21 protein-coding genes are annotated in these 20,689 nt (G+C 64.0%); 11 read left to right on the forward strand and 10 right to left on the reverse strand.

The features are described from left to right. Positions 1-39: 39 nt before the first annotated feature. The gene (locus tag PZL22_RS19840; protein WP_003527785.1) at positions 40-894 is read right to left on the reverse strand and encodes a MurR/RpiR family transcriptional regulator; all 855 of its coding nucleotides are present in this window, start codon (positions 892-894) and stop codon (positions 40-42) included. A 298-nt stretch (positions 895-1,192) separates the two neighbouring features. After that, positions 1,193-2,323, reverse strand: coding sequence for a Gfo/Idh/MocA family protein (locus PZL22_RS19845; protein WP_003527783.1), 1,131 nt, complete (start codon positions 2,321-2,323; stop codon positions 1,193-1,195). Between the two features lie 251 nt (positions 2,324-2,574). Here PZL22_RS19845 and PZL22_RS19850 point away from each other — a divergent pair, with 251 nt between their 5' ends. Next, a complete protein-coding gene (locus PZL22_RS19850; RefSeq protein ID WP_003527780.1) occupies positions 2,575-3,390 on the forward strand; it encodes a class II glutamine amidotransferase in 816 nt (271 codons plus the stop codon). Here the strand turns inward: PZL22_RS19850 and coaBC are convergent. Then, complete coding sequence (coaBC, locus tag PZL22_RS19855) at positions 3,382-4,587, reverse strand: bifunctional phosphopantothenoylcysteine decarboxylase/phosphopantothenate--cysteine ligase CoaBC (protein ID WP_284718543.1); 1,206 nt, start codon at positions 4,585-4,587, stop codon at positions 3,382-3,384. The genes PZL22_RS19850 and coaBC overlap by 9 nt on opposite strands. A 142-nt stretch (positions 4,588-4,729) precedes the next feature. On the opposite strand from coaBC, the gene PZL22_RS19860 reads away from it, so the two are divergent. Both PZL22_RS19860 and PZL22_RS19865 read left to right on the forward strand, forming a co-directional pair. Beyond that, positions 4,730-5,188: an Rrf2 family transcriptional regulator gene (locus PZL22_RS19860; protein ID WP_003527776.1), complete on the forward strand. Its 459-nt coding sequence runs from the start codon at positions 4,730-4,732 to the stop codon at positions 5,186-5,188. Next, entirely contained in the window at positions 5,178-6,083 is a 906-nt protein-coding gene (locus PZL22_RS19865; protein ID WP_003527774.1) for an NAD(P)/FAD-dependent oxidoreductase, read from the forward strand. Before PZL22_RS19860 ends, PZL22_RS19865 begins: the two co-directional genes overlap by 11 nt. A 116-nt stretch (positions 6,084-6,199) precedes the next feature. On the opposite strand, the gene PZL22_RS19870 is transcribed toward PZL22_RS19865, so the two are convergent. The 4 genes from PZL22_RS19870 to ubiE form a co-directional block, all read right to left on the reverse strand. Beyond that, positions 6,200-6,805 carry an ankyrin repeat domain-containing protein gene (locus PZL22_RS19870; RefSeq protein WP_284718544.1) on the reverse strand — a complete coding sequence of 202 codons (606 nt, stop codon included), beginning with the start codon at positions 6,803-6,805 and terminating at the stop codon, positions 6,200-6,202. Between the two features lie 104 nt (positions 6,806-6,909). Further along, positions 6,910-7,689, reverse strand: a complete 780-nt coding sequence (locus PZL22_RS19875; protein ID WP_003527770.1) for an SDR family oxidoreductase — start codon at positions 7,687-7,689, stop codon at positions 6,910-6,912. Between the two features lie 87 nt (positions 7,690-7,776). Then, positions 7,777-9,351, reverse strand: a complete 1,575-nt coding sequence (gene ubiB, locus PZL22_RS19880; protein WP_003527768.1) for a 2-polyprenylphenol 6-hydroxylase — start codon at positions 9,349-9,351, stop codon at positions 7,777-7,779. A 4-nt stretch (positions 9,352-9,355) separates the two neighbouring features. Then, positions 9,356-10,132 carry a bifunctional demethylmenaquinone methyltransferase/2-methoxy-6-polyprenyl-1,4-benzoquinol methylase UbiE gene (ubiE, locus tag PZL22_RS19885; protein ID WP_003527766.1) on the reverse strand — a complete coding sequence of 259 codons (777 nt, stop codon included), beginning with the start codon at positions 10,130-10,132 and terminating at the stop codon, positions 9,356-9,358. Between the two features lie 181 nt (positions 10,133-10,313). On the opposite strand from ubiE, the gene mutM reads away from it, so the two are divergent. The 8 genes from mutM to PZL22_RS19925 all read left to right on the forward strand — a co-directional run bounded on the left by mutM (position 10,314) and on the right by PZL22_RS19925 (position 18,155). After that, a complete protein-coding gene (gene mutM / locus PZL22_RS19890) occupies positions 10,314-11,219 on the forward strand; it encodes a bifunctional DNA-formamidopyrimidine glycosylase/DNA-(apurinic or apyrimidinic site) lyase (protein WP_027989521.1) in 906 nt (301 codons plus the stop codon). 56 nt (positions 11,220-11,275) lie between these two features. Beyond that, entirely contained in the window at positions 11,276-12,049 is a 774-nt protein-coding gene (locus tag PZL22_RS19895) for an enoyl-CoA hydratase (RefSeq protein WP_284718545.1), read from the forward strand. A 191-nt stretch (positions 12,050-12,240) separates the two neighbouring features. Continuing rightward, positions 12,241-12,507, forward strand: coding sequence for a 30S ribosomal protein S20 (rpsT, locus tag PZL22_RS19900; protein ID WP_003527759.1), 267 nt, complete (start codon positions 12,241-12,243; stop codon positions 12,505-12,507). An 835-nt stretch (positions 12,508-13,342) separates the two neighbouring features. Further along, a complete protein-coding gene (gene dnaA / locus PZL22_RS19905) occupies positions 13,343-14,956 on the forward strand; it encodes a chromosomal replication initiator protein DnaA (protein ID WP_013843849.1) in 1,614 nt (537 codons plus the stop codon). A 123-nt stretch (positions 14,957-15,079) separates the two neighbouring features. Continuing rightward, positions 15,080-15,454 (forward strand): YciI family protein, encoded by a 375-nt coding sequence (locus tag PZL22_RS19910; protein WP_003527752.1) that lies wholly within the window; start codon positions 15,080-15,082, stop codon positions 15,452-15,454. Further along, positions 15,451-16,722, forward strand: a complete 1,272-nt coding sequence (locus PZL22_RS19915) for an RNA polymerase sigma factor (RefSeq protein ID WP_003527750.1) — start codon at positions 15,451-15,453, stop codon at positions 16,720-16,722. Before PZL22_RS19910 ends, PZL22_RS19915 begins: the two co-directional genes overlap by 4 nt. A 74-nt stretch (positions 16,723-16,796) precedes the next feature. Continuing rightward, positions 16,797-17,273, forward strand: coding sequence for an SRPBCC family protein (locus tag PZL22_RS19920; RefSeq protein ID WP_003527748.1), 477 nt, complete (start codon positions 16,797-16,799; stop codon positions 17,271-17,273). Positions 17,274-17,288: 15 nt separating this feature from the next. Continuing rightward, positions 17,289-18,155, forward strand: a complete 867-nt coding sequence (locus PZL22_RS19925; protein ID WP_003527739.1) for a nuclear transport factor 2 family protein — start codon at positions 17,289-17,291, stop codon at positions 18,153-18,155. A gap of 16 nt (positions 18,156-18,171) precedes the next feature. Here PZL22_RS19925 and hemW read toward each other — a convergent pair whose 3' ends face one another. From hemW to PZL22_RS19940, 3 genes are read right to left on the reverse strand one after another with little or no spacing between them, the layout of a single operon-like run. Continuing rightward, entirely contained in the window at positions 18,172-19,353 is a 1,182-nt protein-coding gene (gene hemW, locus PZL22_RS19930; protein WP_003527738.1) for a radical SAM family heme chaperone HemW, read from the reverse strand. Between the two features lie 11 nt (positions 19,354-19,364). After that, entirely contained in the window at positions 19,365-20,009 is a 645-nt protein-coding gene (gene rdgB, locus PZL22_RS19935) for an RdgB/HAM1 family non-canonical purine NTP pyrophosphatase (protein ID WP_003527736.1), read from the reverse strand. A gap of 30 nt (positions 20,010-20,039) precedes the next feature. Continuing rightward, positions 20,040-20,453 carry a VOC family protein gene (locus PZL22_RS19940; RefSeq protein WP_003527734.1) on the reverse strand — a complete coding sequence of 138 codons (414 nt, stop codon included), beginning with the start codon at positions 20,451-20,453 and terminating at the stop codon, positions 20,040-20,042. Positions 20,454-20,689: the final 236 nt, after the last annotated feature.

Consider the following 20,689-nt stretch of genomic DNA (forward strand, 5'->3'; position numbering starts at 1 on the left):
CGTTGTTTCGTCAATATGGAATTTCCATTCTATATTGTCTCACTCGCCCTCGGCGAGGCGACGCCGTTTCTCGGCGATTGCGACGGTCAGCGCCATGGCGAAGGCCATGCTGGCGGAGAGCGAACGAAAGCCGGCATGATCGGCCTCGACCAGTTCGAACCAGACCCTGGAGGATTCGGCGAGCGGCGAGAAGGCGGAGTCGGTCAGCGAGACCACGGGTACCTTGCGGTTGGCGAGCAAGCGCGCCTGGCTGGCGCTTTCCGACGCGTAGGGCGAGAAGCTTACGGCGAAGGCGGCATCCTCCTTCGTGGCCATGGCCAGCATGTCCTCGTCGATCCCGGCGGCGGTCCCGACATGCTGGTACTTCACCTTCAGCTTGCCGAAAGCGTAGGCCATATAGCTGGAGATCGGATAGGAGCGCCGCTTGGCGATGAGGTAGATCGTGTTCGCCTTGGCGAGAATGCCGACGGCGCGCTCGAACGCCTCCGGATCGACCGAGGTCGCGATATTGTCGAGCGAGCGATGGGCGGCCGCGACGAAGCCGTTGAAGATCGATCCGCTTTCGAGCCTGCTGTGATCGTTCTGGCGCAGCGCCTTCAGCCGTTCCTCGTAGCCGGGCGTGCGCTCCCGCAGGCGTGCGCGAAAAATCTGCTGCAGGCTCGAAAAGCCTTCGAAGCCGAAGTGCTGGGCGAAACGCACGAGCGTGGAGGGCTGGACGTCGGCCGAAGTCGCAATGCTCGCCGCAGTCCCGAAGGCGATCTCGTCCGGATTGTCGAGCGAGTAGGCTGCCACCTGTTTCAGCCGCTTCGGCAGCTGCGCCTTGCGCTCGAGGATAACCGCCTTCAGCGTTTCGAAATCCTGCGGGACATCGGCAATCGTTTCAGGCGTGGGCATCGTTCGGGCCTCCGGGCTCGCTCTTGTCGTTTGCCTCAGTCTAATCGACTAGCCATTGCGGGGATAGAACGGATGTTCCATTTTGGCTTCCTTATCCCAGGCGAAGTTCGCAGGCCCGCATCGCCTCAGCCTGCCCCTCATCCGGCCTGCCGGCCACCTTCTCCCCGCAGGCGGGGCGAAGGAAACGCGCGGCGCCACCTTCGCCACCATGCACCGACCGGCCGCGAACCATCCGGGCACGTCCTCGGGTTAAACCCGAGGAGAGGGGCAAAGACGACAGCGAGTCGGGCCACCAAGATCAGCCAATCTCCACCCACTCGTTCGTCCTTGCGGAGTGATAGGTCGCGGAGAGGACCTTCTGCACTTCGTAGCCCTCTCGGAAATCGGTCGAGGTTTTGCTGCCTTTGGCAATCGCTTCCAGGAACTCGTTGGCCTCGATCGCCTTCAGCTCGTTGAAGCCGATCTGGTGGCCCGGTGCCACGCAGAAGGCTCCGTAGGGCGGATGCTCCGGTCCCGCCCAGATCGTACGGAAGCCGCGGCTCCTGATGTCGTCGCCGGCGTAGTAAACCCTGATCTCGTTCAGGCGCTCCTGAGTGAAGACGATGCTTCCCTTGGAGCCGTAAATCTCGAAATCGTGCTGCATCTTGCGGCCGGTCGCGATCCAGCTCGCTTCGAAGCTTCCGCTCGCGCCGCTCTCGAAACGGACGAAGGCCCGCGTGACGTCGTCGACCTCGACCGTCCGGGTCGCTGTGGCGCCGCGCGCGACAGGGCGCTGCGGAATGTGGATGACGGTCTCTGCCAGCACGGACCGGATCGGCCCGACGAGATGGCGCATGCAGGCGATCATGTGGCTGCCGATGTCGGCGAGCGCACCGCCGCCGCTGCGCGGGTCCAGCCGCCAACCCCACGGAACGCTCTCATCCGCCATGAAATCTTCCGCGTGAATGCCGCGAAACGACCGTATTTCGCCGATCTCGCCGCTTTCGATAATGTCGCTCGCGAGAAAAATGAGCGGGTTCTTGAGATAGTTGAAGCCGACCTGGGTGACGACGCCGGCCTTTTCCGCGGCGGCGACCATCTCGGCGCAGTCGGCGACCGTCGGTGCCAGCGGCTTTTCGCAATAGACGTGCTTGCCGTGGGCAAACGCAGCGAGCGCCATCTCCTTGTGCAGGAGGTTCGGCGTGGTGATGTCGATGATGTCGATCTCGGGGTCGGTCAGAAGTTCGCGCCAGTCGGCGGTCGCCTTGCGGAAGCCGAGCCGTCCGCGGGCCGCCTCCGCGCCCTCCTGCGTCACGTCCGCGACGGACACGAGATCCAGCTCGAAGGGCAGGTCGAAGACTCGTGCCGCAATCGTGAAGCCAAGGGCATGCGCCTTGCCCATGAAACCCGTCCCGATCAGGCCAATGCCCAGCCTGCGCTTGCCGCTCATCTCGTTTCTCCCGGGCCAGGCCCTCGTCTGTGCTCGGCGAAATGAAATGAAATGCGCGGGAATTGTCAATATGGAATATTTGTTCGAAAATCTGGTCCGCGTGCCTGATGGAACAGAGCGTACCCGCTCGGCCCGCTATGCTTGGGGAAGAATGTGTTAACGCATTTTTACCATGTTGCGTTGAAACATCACTGGTGACGGTGGTGGACGAATCGCTTTCATATGGTGGGGCGAAATCGGAGTGATCGAGCATGTGCCGTTGGGCAGCCTATCGCGGAGAGCCGCTTTATCTCGAAGAACTCGTGACGTCGCCCAAGCATTCCCTGATCGAGCAATCCCATTGCGCCGTCAGGGCGAAAACGGCGACCAATGGCGACGGCTTCGGAATAGCGTGGTATGGCGACCGCCCGGAGCCGGGCCGCTACCGGGACATCCTGCCCGCCTGGTCCGACTGCAATCTCAAGAGCATTGCGAGGCAGATTCGCTCGCCGCTGTTCCTCGCCCATGTGCGCGCGGCCACCGGCGGCGGCACGCGCCGCGACAATTGCCATCCCTTCGTCTTCGGCCGCTGGTCCTTCATGCATAATGGACAGATCGGCGATTTCGAGCATTTGCGGCGGCCGATGGAGACCATGCTCGACAACGAGCTCTATTCGGCGCGCAGCGGCACGACGGATTCGGAGCTGCTTTTCCTGCTTGCCCTGCAGTTCGGTCTCGACCGTGATCCCCTCGGTGCCGTGGCCGAGGCGCTCGCCTTCGTCGAGCGGCTTGCCGAACGCCTGGGACGCCTGGCACTCGTGCGCTTCACGGCGGCCTTCTCCGACGGCCGCGATCTTTATGCGATCCGCTATGCTACGGATTGGAAAGCTCCCACGCTCTATGCAGGTCCGATGGGGTCGAACGGCGGCTATTGCCTCGTCTCCGAGCCGCTCAACGACGACGACAGCGCCTGGGTGGAGGTTCCGGACGGATCCGCGATCATCGTCGGGGAAAACGGCGTCGACGTTCGCCTTTTCGGGACGGCCGATGTGGCAATGGCGCCCGCCTCCCGTCTGTTTTCAGGATGAAAGCTTCGCCACGATCAGCGCTGCGAGCTTCGCCGCGACATCGTCCTTGCCCATTTCCGGCCATTCCTCGGTGCCGTCACGGCCGATAAGCTTCACGCGATTGCGGTCGCCGCCCATGATGCCGGTTGCGGGCGAAACGTCGTTGGCCAGAATGTAATCGGCGCCCTTCTTCTGGAGCTTGGCGCGGCCGTTCTCGGCGACGTTCTCGGTCTCGGCGGCAAAGCCGATCACGAGCTTCGGCCGCGATGCGTGGTGGCCGACGGTCTTCAGGATATCGGGATTCTCGGCAAGCTGCAGCGGAGGAGGGGCTTCTCCCGGCCGCTTCTTGATCTTGTTGCCGGCTGTCGATGCGACGCGCCAGTCGGCAACGGCTGCCACCATGACGGCCACATCGGCCGGCAGCGCGGCCAACACCGCATCACGCATCTCCTCGGCGCGCTCGACCCGGACGACGCGGACGCCGGCGGGGTCCGCGATCGTCACCGTCCCGGAAACGAGCGTGACCTCGGCGCCGAGCCGTGCCAGTGCTGCGGCGATCGCGTGGCCCTGCTTCCCGGACGAGCGGTTGGCGATGTAGCGCACCGGATCGATCGGCTCGTGCGTCGGTCCGGATGTGACGATAGCCTTGCGCCCGGCGAGCGGCCTTGCTTCGCTGAACAATTCCTCGACCGCCGCGACGATCTCCAGAGGTTCGGCCATGCGGCCTTCCCCTGCCTCGCCGCTCTCGGCCATTTCGCCGGTGGCAGGCCCGACGAAGCGGACGCCGTCGCCGGCGAGCGTCGCGCGGTTGCGGAGCGTGGCAGGGTGCGACCACATCCTCGGGTTCATCGCCGGCGCGAGCAGCACCGGCCGGTCGGTCGCCAGGAGCACCGTCGAGGCGAGGTCGTCGGCGTGACCGTGCGCCATCTTTGCCATCAGGTCGGCCGTTGCCGGTGCCACGACCACGAGATCGCAATGGCGCGCCAGCCGGATGTGACCGACATCCTGCTCGTCCTCGCGCGAGAAAAGCTCCGTGAAAACGTGGGAGGCCGAGAGCGCGCCGACGGTCAGCGGCGTCACGAAACGCTGCGCCGCCGCCGTCATCACCGGGCGCACGTCGGCGCCGCGCTCGCGCAGGCGGCGGATCAGATCGAGGCTCTTATAGGCCGCGATGCCGCCGGAGATGATGAGAAGAATGCGCTTGCCCGACAGTGTCATTCCGTTCCGGCTTGAGCCGCTCCCGTCCGTTTCCGGCGACCCTACTCGACCGCCTTGCCGCGCGCAATTGCGCGCCTGATTTCGAGTGCAGACCAGATTTGGAAGCTTGACTTTCCCGGTGTCACGTAACACATTGAGTTACATGAAGCGCGATAGCAGACTCTCCATTACCCTGCATGCGCTCCTCCACATGGCGGAGCGTGAAACCATCACCTCGGAGGAGCTGGCAGCCTGCCTCTCCACCAATCCCGTCGTGGTCCGACGCACCATGGCGGGTTTACGGGAAGCGGGTCTCGTCCGCTCCGAAAGGGGGCATGGGGGAGGCTGGTCGCTCGTGCGCGATCTCGCAACGATCAGCCTTGCGGACGTGCATGCCGCGCTCGGTGAACCGGCCGTATTTGCGATCGGCAACCGAACCGAGGCTCCCGGCTGCGTAGTGGAACAGGCGGTCAATGCCGCGATGGACGGGGCGCTCCGGGATGCCGAGGCGCTTCTCATGCAGCGATTGGAACGAATAAGCCTGGCGGATCTTTCAAACGATTTCCAGCGACGAATGACGACCCGTCGCCAGCAGATGAAGGAGCAGAACCATGGCGGTTGATGTGATGCCGGTAGATGTGGCGATCGTGGGTGGAAGCTATGCGGGGCTGTCGGCGGCACTCCAATTGGCCAGAGCCAGACGCTCCGTTGTCGTCGTCGATGCGGGCGCGCGCAGGAACCGCTTTGCCGAATCGTCGCATGGGTTCCTCAGCCGGGACGGCGAGGCGCCGGCGGCGATCGCGGCGCACGGCCGCGAACAGTTGCTGGCCTATCCCAATGTGCGTTTCGTCGAAGGAACGGCCGATACGGCGGGCCGCGACGGCGCCAATCTGGTCGTCTCGGTGCAGGGCGAAAATATCGCGGCGCGGCGGCTGATCCTGGCAACGGGCGTGGTCGATGAATTGCCGTCGATACCGGGACTTCAGGAACGCTGGGGCCGCGCCGTCTTTCACTGCCCCTATTGCCATGGCTATGAGCTCGGGCAGGGCCGCATCGGCGTTCTCGCAACCGGTGAGCACAGTTTTCACCAGGCCATGATGCTGCCGGACTGGGGGCCGACCATCCTGTTCGCCAATGAAGCGTTCGAGCCCGACGCCGCTCAGGCCGCCATGCTGGAAGCGCGCGGTGTGGAGATCGAAAGGGAGAGGGTCGTCGCTGTTGACGGCGCGAAGGCGAGCGTGGTTCTGGATGGCGGCCGGTCCGTTTCCCTCGAAGGCCTGTTCGTCGCGTCGCGCACCCGCATGGCGAGCGATCTGCCTGCAGCGCTCGGCTGCGAATTCGAGGACGGACCGCTCGGACCTTATATCCGGACGAACGAGGCAAAGGAGACGAGCGTCGAGGGCATCTATGCCTGCGGCGATGCCGCGCGGGGCGCGGGCTCGGTCTCGCATGCGGTCGGCGATGGCGTCACGGCAGCCGTGGCCGCGCATAAGTCACTGATTTTCGACGTGCATTAGATCACGATGTTTTTAGGTCGGGTCGACCTGAAAACATGAATGTGATCGATTCCAAAAAGTTAGAGCGGGATGCGGGCGGAAAACCGTACACACTTTTCCTATCCCGCTCTAAGCCTTCATTCCGCCGTTTGATGAGCGCCGCCGGCGAGGAGGAGGCGCTCGATCTGCCGGAACCCTCGCCTTTTTGCATGGGCAAGGGGCGTAACGCCGTCGCCGTCTGCCAGATCGACATCGGCACCGGCCTCGATCAGCAGCCTGACGATCTCCGTATGGCTGTCGCCTCCGTTACCGAGGATGATCGCCTCGAGGAGCGCCGTCCAGCCGAGGCGGTTTCCATGATCGACGGCAACGCCGGCATCGATCAGCGTCTTCACGGTTTCGACATGGCCGCGCTCGGCGGCGGGAATGAGGGCGGTGCCGCCGTAGCGGTTGGTGCTCTCTAGATCGGCGCCATGCGCGAGCGTCATCTTCAGTATTTCGAGATGGCCGCGCGCGCCGGCATAGAGATAAGGGCTGTCCTCGATGCGGTCCTTGGCGTTGACGTGGGCGCCGGCCGCGATGAGGACCCTTGCGGCCTCGATATTGTTCTCATGAGTGGCGATGAGCAGGGCCGTCGCGCCTGTTTCGTCGCGCGCATCCACTTGTGCGCCGCGCTCTACGAGAGCGCTGATTTCGGCGGCATTGCCCAGCCGGGCGGCCGTGAGGAGTTCTTCATCCAGCATGGCGGCCCTCACGATCCCTGTTAGACTGAAAAGAATGACGAGAGCGACGACGGCGCAGCGCCGCAGGCCTCGTGCCGCCGGTCTCTGAAGCGGGATGAGCATGGTCAGAGCATCGAACGGCTGAGCCCGCCGTCGACAGGCAGCGCAATCCCGGTGATGTAGGCGGCCTGCCGGCTTGCGAGAAAGGCTGCGGCAGCACCGAACTCGGCCGGCGTCCCGTAGCGCCCGGCCGGAATTTCCGACTGGCTGCGCGCTGCAACGGTTTCGACGCTGACGCCTTCGGCCTCTGCATCCATGCGATCGAAGCCCAGGGTCCGGTCCGTCGCGAGCCTGCCGGGCAGGAGCATGTTGACGGTCACGCCGTCGGCTGCCACCTCGCGGGCGAGCGTCTTCATCCAGCCGGCAAGCGCGCTGCGCAGCGCATTGGACGCCGTCAGACCGGGGATCGGCTCGCGGATGCTGGTGGAGGCGACGGCGACGATGCGGCCGAAGCGGCGCTCCCGCATGGACGGCAGCAGGCGGTGGGCAATGCGCATGCCGGAAAGCACCATCGCCTCGAACTGAGCCCGCCAGAAGCCGGGATCGATGTCGGCAGCATTCGTCGGCGGCGGACCGCCACCGTTCAGTACCAGAATATCGACCTGTCCGAATGCGGAGGAGAGCCGATCGAGGAAGGGGTCGACGATTTCAGGCTTTGCAAGGTCGAGCGAAAAGCCGGCAGCGTCCGGGCCGATTTCCGCTGCGGCCTTGGCTGCGGTTTCTTCGTTCCGGCCGGTCAGCGCGACCGCAACGCCTTCCGCCGCGAGCGCTTCGGCGATACCGCGCCCGAGCCCCTTGCTGCCGCCGAGAACGAGCGCCCTTTTGCCGCTAATGCCGAGATCCATATTCTTTCCTCCTGCTTTGATCGTTGGCGCCTCTTGGCTGCCGGGCACTTCTCTCCGGCAGGCTGGCAAGGAGGCCCGCCGCTCCGCTCACGCAAGCTGCCAGGCGATGTAGACGAGCGCCGCCGCGATAACCCATAGTGCGATACGGCCCGAGCGCGTATGGCGCGCCTCGGACCTGCCGATCGCTTCCGCGGTCTCCGGATCGAAGCGCAGGCCGTTCTCGCTCATCGCCATGATTTCCCCGGAGAAGCGTTCCGTCCGCGCCGCAATCTCGGGCAGCGCTTCGGCAACCCGGAGCGCCGCATGAATGCCGTCGCGCAGATCGGCGACGATGCGTTTCGGCCCGAGATTGTCCCTTATCCACTTGCCGACCACCGGTTCGGACGCCTTCCACATGTTGAAGCGCGGGTTGAGCGTGCGGGCGACGCCCTCGACGACGACCATCGTCTTCTGCAGCATCACCAGTTCGGGACGGGTCTGCATGTCGAAAAGTTCGGTGACCTCGAACAGAAGCGTCAGCAGTTTCGCCATCGAGATCGTCTCGGCCGGCTGGCCGTGGATCGGCTCGCCGATGGCGCGGATCGCCTGGGCGAAGCTTGCGGCGTCGTGGTGCGAGGGAACGTAGCCGGCCTCGAAATGCACGTCCGCGACGCGCTGATAGTCGCGCATGATGAAGCCGTAGAGGATCTCGGCCAGGAAGCGGCGTTCCTTCCGGCCGAGACGGCCGACGATGCCCATGTCGACGGCGACGATATGGCCTGCCTCGTCGACGAACAGGTTGCCCTGGTGCATGTCCGCATGGAAGAAGCCGTCCCGGAGCGTGTGGCGCAGAAAGGACTGGATCAGCGTTTCGGCCAGGCGGTTCAGGTCATGGCCGGCCCGTTTCAGCCCTTCGATGTCCGACATCTTGATGCCGTCGATCCATTCCATCGTCACGACGTCGCGGCCGGTGCGCTCCCAATCGACCCTGGGCACGCGAAACCCGGAATCCTCCCTGGTGTTCTCGCCAAGTTCGGAAAGCGCCGCGGCCTCGAGCCTCAGGTCCATTTCGACCTTGGTCGTCTGCTCCAGCGTCTTCGTCACTTCGACCGGCCTCAGGCGGCGCGTATAGGGCAGGAATCGCTCCTGCATGCGCGAGACCAGATACATGGCCTCGATGTCGGCCACGAAGCGCTGGCGCACGCCCGGGCGGATGACCTTGACGGCCACCCTTTCGCGCGTGCCGTCGCGCATGACCACGGCGGGATGGACCTGGGCGATCGATGCGGCTGCGATCGGTTCGGAGAATTCGAGGAAGAGCTCACCGACGGAGCGCCCGAGAGACGCCTCTATCGCCGCCCTGGATGCGCTCTCAGGAAAGGTGGCCATGCGGTCCTGGAGCAGCGACAGGTCGGCGGCAAGTTCGGCGCCGACCACGTCCGGGCGCGTCGCCAGAAACTGGCCGATCTTGACATAGGAAGGGCCGAGCCGTTCCACCGCCCGGGCGAGGCGGCCGCTGCGCGCACCGAGCCGGGCCTCGCGGCTGGCAAGCAGGCCGGCGAGCTTCTGGACGAAGCGTGCGAGCGGGGGCAGGTGTTCGGAGGGGACCGCCGCAAACGCATTCTCGCGCGCAAGGACCCAGCCGATCCGTATGAGACGGAAATATGCTCCGGGAGTGCTCATGCGCTCAGATTTTCCAGCCGGAATGCAGCGCTGCGATGCCGCCGGTATAATTGGTGAAGGAGACGCGCGCGAAGCCGGCATCGCGGATCATGGCGGCGAAATCACGCTGGTTCGGAAACTTGCGGATCGATTCCACCAGATACTGGTAGGGCGCATCGTCGCCGGTGATGAGCTTTCCGAATTTCGGAATCGCATTGAAGGACCAGGCATCGTAAAAGCGGTCGAGCAGCGGCATTTCCACTTCGGAGAATTCGAGCACGAGCAGCCGGCCGCCGCGCTTCAGCACGCGGTAGGCCTCCTTGAGCGCGACCTCTATGCGCGGCACGTTGCGGATGCCGAAGGCGATCGTGTAGGCGTCGAAGGAATTCGCCGCGAAGGGCAGGTCTTCGGCATTGGCCTCGACGAAGTCGAGATTGGCTTCGATCCCCTTCTTGCGGGCGCGCTCGGCGCCGACCGAGAGCATCGAGCCGTTGATGTCGAGCACGGTCGCATGGGCCTTGCGCCCGGAGCGCTCGACGATGCGGAAGGCGATGTCACCGGTGCCGCCGGCGACGTCGAGAACCCGATAGTCCTCGCGGCCCGGCGGGTTGAGCGCCGCGATCATCGCATCCTTCCAGACTCGGTGCAGCCCGGCCGACATCACGTCGTTCATGATGTCGTAGCGTTTGGCGACCTTGTGGAAGACGTCGTTGACGAGCGGCTGCTTCTCGCCCGTGCCGACTTCGCGGAAACCGAAAGAGGTCTCCATTCCGCCCCTCGCCGATACGCGCTCATCCGCCATACGAAACTCCACTTCAACGAATTTTGCCGGCACCATAGCGAAATCGCTCCGTGCACGCTATCTGAGCGAGAGGCGACCGGCTGCCGCATGGAGCGGGATATAGGCTATCGGCGGCGTCATGGGAATGGCGTGCCGCTCACGCGGGCGGGTGCGATGAATAAAGGATGAAGGAACACGGCCGATGCCGGAATTGCCCGAGGTGGAAACGGTCAAGCGCGGACTGGCGCCGACGATGGAGGGTGCGCTTCTGGTGCGGGCGGAGTTGCGCCGGCCGGATTTGCGCTTTCCGTTCCCCGAGAATTTCGCGAACGCGGTCGCGGGCCGCCGGATCATCGCCCTCTCGCGGCGCGCCAAATATCTGATGATCGAGCTCGAGGGCGGCGACGTCATCATCGCCCATCTCGGCATGTCCGGGTCGTTCCGGATCGAGAAGGGCCCGATAGAGGCTGGTGCGGATCCGGCCACGCCCGGCGCTTTCCACCACCCGCGCGGCAAGGACGAGAAGCACGATCATGTCGTCTTCCATCTCGATGGCGGCTCCGGGCCGGCACGGGTGATCTATAACGATCCGCGCCGCTTCGGTTTCATGGATCTGGCACGGCGCTCTGCGCTCGCCGACCACGTCTTCCTCCGCGGCCTCGGCGAGGAGCCGACCGGCAATGCCCTCGATGCCGCCTATCTCGCCGCCCGTTTCGCCGGCAAGATCCAGCCGCTGAAAGCCGCTCTTCTCGACCAGAGGACGATCGCGGGGCTCGGGAATATCTATGTTTGCGAGGCGCTGTGGCGCTCGGGCCTCTCGCCGAAAAGGTCGGCAGGCACGCTCGTCGACAAGCGAGGCCGCCCGAAACAGGCGCTGATTGCGCTGACGGAAAGGATCCGCGCCGTGATTGCCGATGCGATCGCCGCCGGCGGCTCCTCGCTCAAGGATCACATTCAGGCGGACGGCAGTCTCGGCTATTTCCAGCACAGCTTCTCCGTCTATGACAGGGAAGGCGAGGCTTGCCGCACGCCCGGCTGCCACGGTACGGTCGCCCGCATAGTACAGGCGGGACGTTCGACTTTTTACTGTCCGCACTGCCAGAAATAGGGCGGCATGGCACATTCCGCTCTTCAATCTTCCGACAACGCGTGAAGGAGACGGGAATGAGTTACGAGACGCTGCTGGTCGAAACGCAGGGCCGCGTGGGCCTGATCACGCTCAACCGGCCGCAGGCGCTCAATGCGCTGAATGCGGTGCTGATGCGCGAGCTCGATGCCGCGCTGAAGGCCTTCGACGCCGACAGGGCCGTCGGCGCCATCGTCCTTGCCGGCTCCGAAAAGGCCTTTGCCGCCGGCGCCGACATCAAGGAGATGCAGGGGCTCGATTTCGTCGACGGTTACCTCGCCGATTTCCTTGGCGGCTGGGAGCATGTCGCGAACGCCCGCAAACCGATGATCGCCGCCGTATCCGGTTTCGCGCTCGGCGGTGGCTGCGAGCTCGCCATGATGTGCGACTTCATCATCGCCTCCGAAACGGCGAAGTTCGGCCAGCCGGAGATTACGCTTGGCGTCATTCCCGGCATGGGTGGATCGCAGCGCCTGACCCGCGCAGTCGGCAAGGCGAAGGCCATGGACCTCATTCTCACCGGCCGCATGATGGACGCGGCGGAGGCGGAGCGCTCCGGGCTCGTTTCGCGCGTGGTGGCTCCGGACAGGCTCCTGGAGGAGGCGCTCGGCGCCGCGGAGAAGATCGCGTCATTCTCGCTGCCGGCGGCGATGATGGCCAAGGAGGCCGTCAGCCGCTCTCTGGAACTGACGCTCGCCGAGGGCCTGCGCTTCGAGCGGCGGCTCTTCCAGTCGCTTTTCGCAGCGGAGGACCAGAAAGAGGGCATGGCCGCCTTCGTCGCCAAGCGCAAAGCCGAATTCAAACACAGATGAGCCATGGACAGGACTCGGTTTTCTCAAATTGCGCGTTGACGTGCGGGCGGTTTCCCTTTATACGCCGCCCTCAGTTTGGAACGCCCTCGTTCGAGGCTTTCCGATAATACTCCCGAATTGCTTGAATGACAGGTCGCAGTGACCCGGCACGGCGAGGCGGAGTCCATGTCAGTTTTCGAAGAGAGGCATCAATGGCCAATACAACTTCGGCGAAAAAGGCGACCCGCAAGATCGCACGCCGTACCGCAGTGAACAAGGCCCGTCGTTCGCGCATCCGCAGCTTCGTCCGCAAGGTCGAAGAGGCGATCGCTTCCGGCGATCAGGCACTCGCAGCCGCCGCCCTGAAGGCGGCACAGCCGGAGCTGATGCGCGCCGCCACGAAGGGCGTAATGCATTCCAACACGGCTTCGCGTAAGGTCTCGCGCCTGGCGCAGCGCGTGAAGAGCCTTTCGGCCTAACCCGGCTAAGAAAAAAGCTGTTGATGAAGTGCCCGGCGTTTTCGCCGGGCTTTTCCGATTCGTGCCGCCGCCAACGGCCTGCGCGATTGACCTTGCCACGCTCGTGTCAATCCCGTGACAAAAAAATTATAAGCTTTTCAGTGGCTTATGAGAGGTTGCGGCAAAAATGTGGTCTGGCGGGGCGGGCGGATTGAGTCCGAAGTGAGTCAAGCCATTTTTTATTTTTTTTCTTTTTCGCCAGCTAAGCAAGAACGCAAAAAACAAAACCCTTGATTCAACAGGGATTCTCGCCGGACTCGGGGAGCGGGATGCAAAACCCGGCACGAGAGTCAACTGTCGACGCTTACGGGCGGGTAAAAAACGCGATTGATCTTGCCGGACGATCCTGCCTAAATGCCTTCCACAGGGGACACAGATTACATCTGTACGAGGAAGTTTAAGGGTCATTCCAATCGGGGTGACTTTGGGCTTTCCGTCGCCTGTGGCGGGGTTAATTCCACGTCGATCAATCAAACAAATCGAGACGATAAAACCGGGCGAGCCTTCGCACCGGAGCGAGGACGTTTCGTCTTGTGGTTGCCGACAGGGCTTAGCCTTGTGAATGCGTTGGAGTAGGAAGAAGGAGGCTCGGGCTGTCCGCTACGTACGAGGGTGCGGTCAGCCGGCAACGAGGAAAAACGGTTCCGGTCGGCTTGAAAAGAGCCGTGCAGAATCGGTAAGGCGAAGTGCGAGGGGACATTTGCTTGAGGCGAAGGCAAGCGAATGAGCGCAGCGTGCCGTGACGGGATATGAGGAGCCCGGTTCGGTGCGTATCAGAGCGTCCGGCTGACGCGGCATGGCTTTTGAGCGGCCGTGGCGGGCGGGCATAAAAGATGAGGCCGCCAGAAATGACGGCATCGGAATAATGAAATTGGAAGGCGGCAAGATGCGGATGAATTTGGCGACGGCACCTGGAGGTTTTCAGGCCGGAAGCAATCAGTCTCAGGCGGCGGGGGAAAAACACGACATGCGGCATGACGCACTGTTTGAGCGGGTAAGTGCGCGCTTGAAAGCCCAGGTCGGTCCGGATGTCTTCGCAAGTTGGTTTGGACGCCTCAAGCTCCATTCAGTGTCGAAAAGCGTCGTGCGCCTCTCGGTCCCGACGACTTTTCTGAAGTCCTGGATCAATAATCGCTATCTCGATCTGATCACCACGCTCGTCCAGCAGGAGGACAGCGAGATACTGAAGGTGGAGATCCTCGTGCGCACCGCGACCCGCGGTCATCGCCCGACGGCTCCTGAAGAGAGCGTTGCCGCGGCTGCCGAAGCGGCGGTCGTCCCTCCCTCCCGCCGTTCGGCGGCCCCCACCGTGGCAATTGCCGCCGCTGCGGTTGCGGCAGCTCCGGCGAGACCCGTCCAGGCGCCGCTTTTCGGCTCGCCGCTCGATCAGCGCTACGGTTTCGATAGTTTCGTAGAGGGCTCGTCGAACCGGGTCGCGCTCGCGGCAGCGCGTACGATTGCCGAGGCCGGCGCCGGCGCCGTGCGCTTCAATCCGCTTTTCATCCATTCGAGCGTTGGTCTCGGGAAGACGCATCTTCTGCAGGCGATCGCTCTCGCGGCCCTCCAGAGTGCGCGCGCGCCACGCGTCGTCTATCTGACGGCCGAATATTTCATGTGGCGTTTCGCAACGGCGATCCGCGACAATGACGCGCTGTCGCTGAAGGAATCACTTCGCAACATCGACCTTCTCATTATCGACGACATGCAGTTCCTGCAGGGCAAGTCGATCCAGCACGAGTTCTGCCATCTGTTGAACATGCTGCTCGACTCCGCCAAGCAGGTGGTCGTCGCCGCAGACCGTGCACCCTGGGAGCTGGAATCGCTCGACAGCCGCGTTCGCTCGCGCCTGCAAGGCGGCGTGGCGATCGAGATGGAAGGGCCGGACTACGAGATGCGCCTGGAAATGCTGAAGCGTCGTCTCGAAGCGGCGCGCCAGGACGATGCCTCGCTCGAGATTCCGCTCGAGATACTGAGCCATGTCGCCCGCAACGTGACAGCCAGCGGCCGCGAACTCGAGGGCGCCTTCAATCAGCTTCTCTTCCGCCGCTCCTTCGAGCCGCAGCTTTCGATCGAGCGGGTCGACGAACTGCTCGGCCATCTCGTCAATGCCGGGGAACCGCGCCGCGTCCGCATCGAAGATATCCAGCGCGTCGTCGCCAAGCATTACAATGTCTCGCGTCAGGAGCTGGTCTCCAACCGCCGCACCCGCGTCATCGTCAAGCCGCGCCAGATCGCCATGTATCTGTCGAAGACACTGACCCCGCGCTCCTTCCCCGAGATCGGCCGCCGCTTCGGCGGGCGCGACCACACGACCGTGCTCCATGCGGTGCGCAAGATCGAGGAACTGATTTCTGCCGACACCAAGCTCAGCCACGAGATCGAGCTTTTGAAGCGACTGATCAACGAATAGAGGCAGGAAAGCCCGACGTTACGAAAGCCCGGTCCGCCGGGCTTTTTTGTTGAGCGTTTTTTTCGCCCCGCTTGTCGGCTATCAATAGCGCCATTCGTCTTCAGACCAGAGCGGAGATTTTCAATGCTTTACGCCGTGCTTTGCTACAACGATGAAAGCGTCACCAGTGCCTGGAGCAAGGAGGAGGACGAGAGGGTCATGCGTGATCTGAGCGCCGTCCAACGCAAATATGTCGAAGCGGGCAAGCTGGGGCCCGTCGCGCGCCTGGTGCCGACGACGGCGGCGGCGACGCTGCGCCACAGCGCCGGCGAGACGATCGTCATGGACGGCCCCTTCGCCGAGACCAAGGAACAGTTGCTCGGCTTCTATCTGATCGATTGCGCCTCGCTGGATGAGGCGCTCGACTTCGCGCGCGATCTGAGTAACGCCAATCCGAGCACGGGCTCCTACGAGGTCCGGCCGCTCGCGCTTTATAAACCCGGTGAGCTGCCCTCATGACCGACACAGGCTGGATCGATCTTGCTCTTATTTCCGCGCGGCCGCAGGCAATGGGTGCGCTGCTGCGTTACTTTCGCAATCTCGATCTGGCGGAGGAGGCGTTCCAGGAGGCCTGTATCCGGGCGCTGAAAAACTGGCCCCGTACCGGTCCGCCGCGCGATCCCGCCGCCTGGCTCATCTTCGTCGGCCGCAACAGCGGCATCGACAAGGTGCGGCGGCAGTCGCGCGAGACGGCACTGCCGCCGGAGGAACTGCTCTCCGATCTCGACGACCGGGAGAGTGAACTCGCCGATCGCCTCGACGGGGCGCATTACCGCGACGACATCCTGCGGCTGCTCTTCGTCTGCAGCAACCCGGCGCTTCCGGCAACCCAGCAGATCGCGCTTGCACTGCGCATCGTATCGGGGCTCTCCGTCAGGCAGATCGCCCGTGCCTTTCTCGTCAGCGAAGCGGCGATGGAGCAGCGCATCACCCGCGCCAAGGCCCGCGTCGCAGCCGCCGGCATCCCGTTCGAGACACCCGATGCCGTCGATCGCGCCGAGCGGCTCGCAGCGGTCGCGACGATGATCTACCTTGTCTTCAACGAGGGCTATTCGGCGATGAACGGCCCCGAGGGCGTCTCCGCCGATCTTTGCGACGAGGCGATCCGCCTGTCGCGGCTGCTGCTGCGGCTGTTTCCCGCCGAGCCGGAAATCATGGGGCTGACGGCGCTTCTGCTGCTCCAGCATTCGCGCGCCCGCGCGCGCTTCGATGCCAATGGTGCCGTCGTCCTGCTCGAAGATCAGGATCGGCGGCTCTGGAGCCGGCCGATGATCACCGAGGCGCTGGCGATGATCGACAAAGCAATGCGCCATCGCCGCCCCGGTCCCTACCAGATACAGGCAGCAATCGCGGCCCTGCATGCCCGCGCCGAACGTCCGGAGCAGACGGATTGGGAGGAGATCGACCTCCTCTACCAGGCGCTCGAGCGCCTGCAGCCCTCGCCGGTCGTCACGCTCAATCGCGCGGTCGCGGTCTCGAAACGCGAGGGACCGGAGGCCGCACTGGCGATGGTGGAGCCCCTTGGGGAGAGGCTTTCCGGCTATTTCTATTATCACGGCCTGCGCGGCGGCCTTTTGAAGCAGCTCGGCCGGGCATGCGAGGCGCGCACCGCCTTCGACCGGGCGATCGCACTGGCCACCAACGCGTCCGAAGCGGCCTATATCCGCATGCAGCTCGATCACCTCGCGGCCGAGCCGGCGACGGTCGCGGAAGAAGAAAAGCGATAAATTTTTTCTGGCCCCTGTCGGCAGGCGGCATCCTCCTTCGTCCTTGGAATGAACCAACATGGAGGATTTCGAAAATGACTGCAGCGACCGACACCGGCGGCGAACGCGAACTGGTTCTGACACGGCTGATCGATGCCCCGCGCGAGAAGGTCTACCGGGCCTTCACGGAAGCCGAGCTTCTGAAGCAGTGGTTCGCTCCTCTGCCGTGGACGATCACGGAAGCGGAGCTCGACGTCAGGGCGGGCGGCACCAACCGCTTTGTCATGCGTTCGCCCGAGGGCGAACTCTATCCTAATCAGGGCATCTATCTGGAAGTCGTGCCGAACGAGAAGATCGTCGTCACCGATGCCTTTACGGAAGCCTGGAAGCCGTCCGAGAAGCCGTTCATGACGGCGGTCATGACCTTCGAGAACGAGGGCGGCAAGACCCGCTATACGGCCCGCGCGCTCCATTGGAGCGTCGAGGACCGCGATGCCCATGAGAAGATGGGCTTCCACGAGGGCTGGGGCCAATGCGCCGATCAGCTTGCGACACTCGTTGCGAAACTCTGAGAGGAGGACCGGGTCATGACCATTACCGAGAGCAGGAGTGCGGCCGTTGCGGAGATCGAGGAGGTAATCGGGGACTGGGCGGAGGCGCTGCGCCGGAAGGATGCCGCCCGCGTCCTCGCCCACGGCACGGAAGATTGCCTCGTCTTTTCGCTGGCGCCCCCCCTCAAGGCTTCCGACGCAGATGCCGGCGGCCTTGAGCAGTGGTTTTCCACGTGGAAAGGGCCGCTCGGCTTCACCCTCGAGGAGCTCGACGTTTCGGTGAGCGGCGACGTCGCCTTCGCCACTGCGCTGACGCATCTTTCCGGCGAGAAGCACGATGGCCAGAAGGCGGCGCTCTGGTATCGCCTGACCTTGGGCCTGACACGCACCGACAGGGGATGGAAAATCGCCCATCAGCACGAATCCGTCCCCTTCTACATGGACGGAAGCTTCAAGGCGGCGATCGATCTCGATCCCCGGTCCGAGGTCGACTGGCAAGCGCCGTCGCGCCCGCCCATGCCCGGCGTCATCGCCTATCTCAACGTGGAGGATGCAGATGCGGCGGCGGCCTTCTATGTCCGCGCTTTCGGCGCCAAGGAGGAGGACCGCAAACATGCCCAGGATGGAAAGCGCCTCATCCACTGCCACCTGACGATCAATGGCGGCGCATTGATGCTGAACGATCCTTTCCCGGAATTCGGCCATCCCTGGAAGCCGCCGGAGGGCTTCGTGCTGCACCTCGTCGTCGATGACGCTGATTTCTGGTGGAATCGGGCGGTGGAGGCCGGCGCAGAGGTGACGATGCAGCTGGAGATCGCATTCTGGGGCGACCATTACGGCCAGCTCCGGGATCCCTTTGGAGTTACCTGGGGGATCGTCGCACCGGTGAAGGAAGGCGGCTGAGCCGCTCGGCCCGCGATCAGCAGGCGAGGTCGGCCACCACGGCGTCGAGGATCAGCATTCCGGCGGGCGTGCAGCGCAGCCGCGAATTGCCGATCCGTTCGATGAAACCATGCTCGATCAGGAATTCTTCCCGGGCCGGATCCGGATCGCGGCCCGAGAGGGTCTGCCAGCGGGCGAGATCGACGCCTTCGCGCAGCCTCAACCCCATCAGCAAAAGCTCATCGGCCTGCGCCTCGAAATCGAGCAGTTCCCGCTCGACCAGGCCTTCGCCGCACTCTTCGACGCGTTGCAGCCATGCCTCCGGGTTGCGCTCGGTTGCGGTCGCGATCTTGCCTGATCCGATCGCCAGCCGCCCGTGGGCGCCGGGGCCGATGCCCGCATAGTCGCCGTAGCGCCAATAGGTGAGGTTGTGCCGGCTCTCGGCCCCCGGCCGGGCATGATTGGAGACCTCATAGGCCGGCATGCCGATATCAGCGGTGATCTCCTGCGTGGCCTCGTAGAGAACCGCCGACTGCTCGCCATCCGGAACGACGAGTTTCCCTGCCTTGTGCAGGCCGTAGAAGGGCGTCCCTTCCTCGATGGTAAGCTGGTAGAGCGACAGATGATCGACGGCGTAGGAAACCGCCTCCTTCAGCTCCCGCTCCCATTCCTCGACCGTCTGGTTCGGCCGCGCATAGATAAGGTCGAAGGACATGCGCGGAAAGATCTCGCGCGCGAGCCGTATCGCCTTCAGCGCATTCTCGACATCGTGCAGCCGCCCGAGAAATTTGAGGTCACGGTCGTTGAGAGCCTGTACGCCGAGCGAGACGCGGTTGACGCCGGCCGCCCGATAGCCGCGGAAGCGCGTTGCCTCGACGCTGGACGGGTTCGCCTCCATGGTGATCTCGATGCCATCAGGCACGTGCCAATGCCGGGCAATGCCGTCGAGGATCGCCTCCACCGTCCGAGGGTCCATCAGCGACGGGGTACCCCCGCCCATGAAAATGCTGGTGACGGTTCTCGGACCGGAAAGCGCGCGCACCGCGGCCATTTCCTTCAGGAATGCGGCGACGAAGCGAGGCTGATCCACCGGCTGATGGCGCACATGGCTATTGAAGTCGCAATAGGGGCATTTCGCCGCGCAGAAGGGCCAGTGCACATAGACCCCGAAACCGGGGTCCATGCCGTCACCGATCGCTGAAAGCGGGGCTATCTGCATTGTCTTCCTACTCAGGCGCCGAGACAGGTTTCGGCGAACAGCTTGAATGCGCGGGCGCGGTGCGACAGGGCCTCGGAATCGCCCGGCTTCCAGCCATGCTTCTCCTCCGCACTCATTTCGCCGAATGTGGTGTCGTAGCCCTTCGGTTGGAAGACCGGATCGTAGCCGAAGCCACTGGTTCCGCGCGGCGGCCAGACGACATAACCCTCGACCTCGCCGCGAAAGAGCTCGACATGCCCGTCCGGCCAGGCAAGGCAGAGAACGGACACGAAGCGTGCGGTACGGCTTTCGGGCTTCGCCGCACCCTTGGCGCGGAGCGCCTCTTCGACCTTCTCCATGGCCATCCGGAAGTCGCGGCTGCCGTCCTCACGTTCGGCCCAGTTGGCCGTGTAGACGCCGGGGGCGCCGCCGAGCGCGTCGACGGCAAGACCGGAATCGTCCGAGAGCGCCGGCAGTCCCGAGGCCTTGGCCGAGGCGAGCGCCTTGATGGTCGCGTTCTCCTCGAAGGTCGTGCCGGTCTCATCCGGCTCGACGAAATTGAGATCGGCTGCCGATTTCGCTTCGAAGCCGAGCGGCCCGATGAGATCGCGGATCTCACGGATCTTGCCGGCATTATGGCTCGCGACGACGAGCGTCTTGTCGATCAGTCTGCGCATCTATTCCGTTCCGTTCAGGTATTACCGAAATCAATCCTTGGCCCAGAGGCCCGCTTCCGCGCATTCCAGGCTGTTGCCGGCCGGATCGCGGAAATAGAAGGAGCGGGCGCCGTTCGGCCAGCGGATATCCGCCTCGATCTCGACCCCGGCTGCCTCCAGTTTCGCCTTCCAGCCGTCGAGCGCCTCGGCGGCGACCCGGAAGCACATGTGCCCGTTGCCCTTCGTCCCGTGCGGAGGCACGGGAAGTGCGCCCGGTGCAGGCGGCTTCACCGTCTCCGCCGGATTGAAGATCAGGAGCACGCCTTCGCCGCAGCGGAAGAAGACATGGCGGCTGCCGGCGCGCGTGATCCTTTCAAGGCCGAGGACCGTTCCGTAGAAGGCCTCCGCCTGGTCGAGATCGTCCGCGTAAAGCGCGGTCTCCAGAATGCCTTCGAATGTCGGCACCGGACCTGTTCCTCTCAAGTGATCCAGAGCACTTCCGGTAAAGCCGTGACGGTGTTCCGTCCGGAAGTGCGTATTGTCGAAGCGTTAGATCATCTCACTGCTTCAGTGAAGCAGAGAGCGGTCTAGAGCGGGATTAGGAAAAGTGCGCGCGCTTTTCCGCCCGCATCCCGCTTCTCAACTTCTTGGTTCCGATCACGTTCATGTTTTAGGTCGACCCGACCTAAAAACATCGTGAT

The organism is Ensifer meliloti (assembly GCF_030064585.1).
Classification (GTDB): Bacteria; Pseudomonadota; Alphaproteobacteria; order Rhizobiales; family Rhizobiaceae; genus Sinorhizobium; species Sinorhizobium meliloti.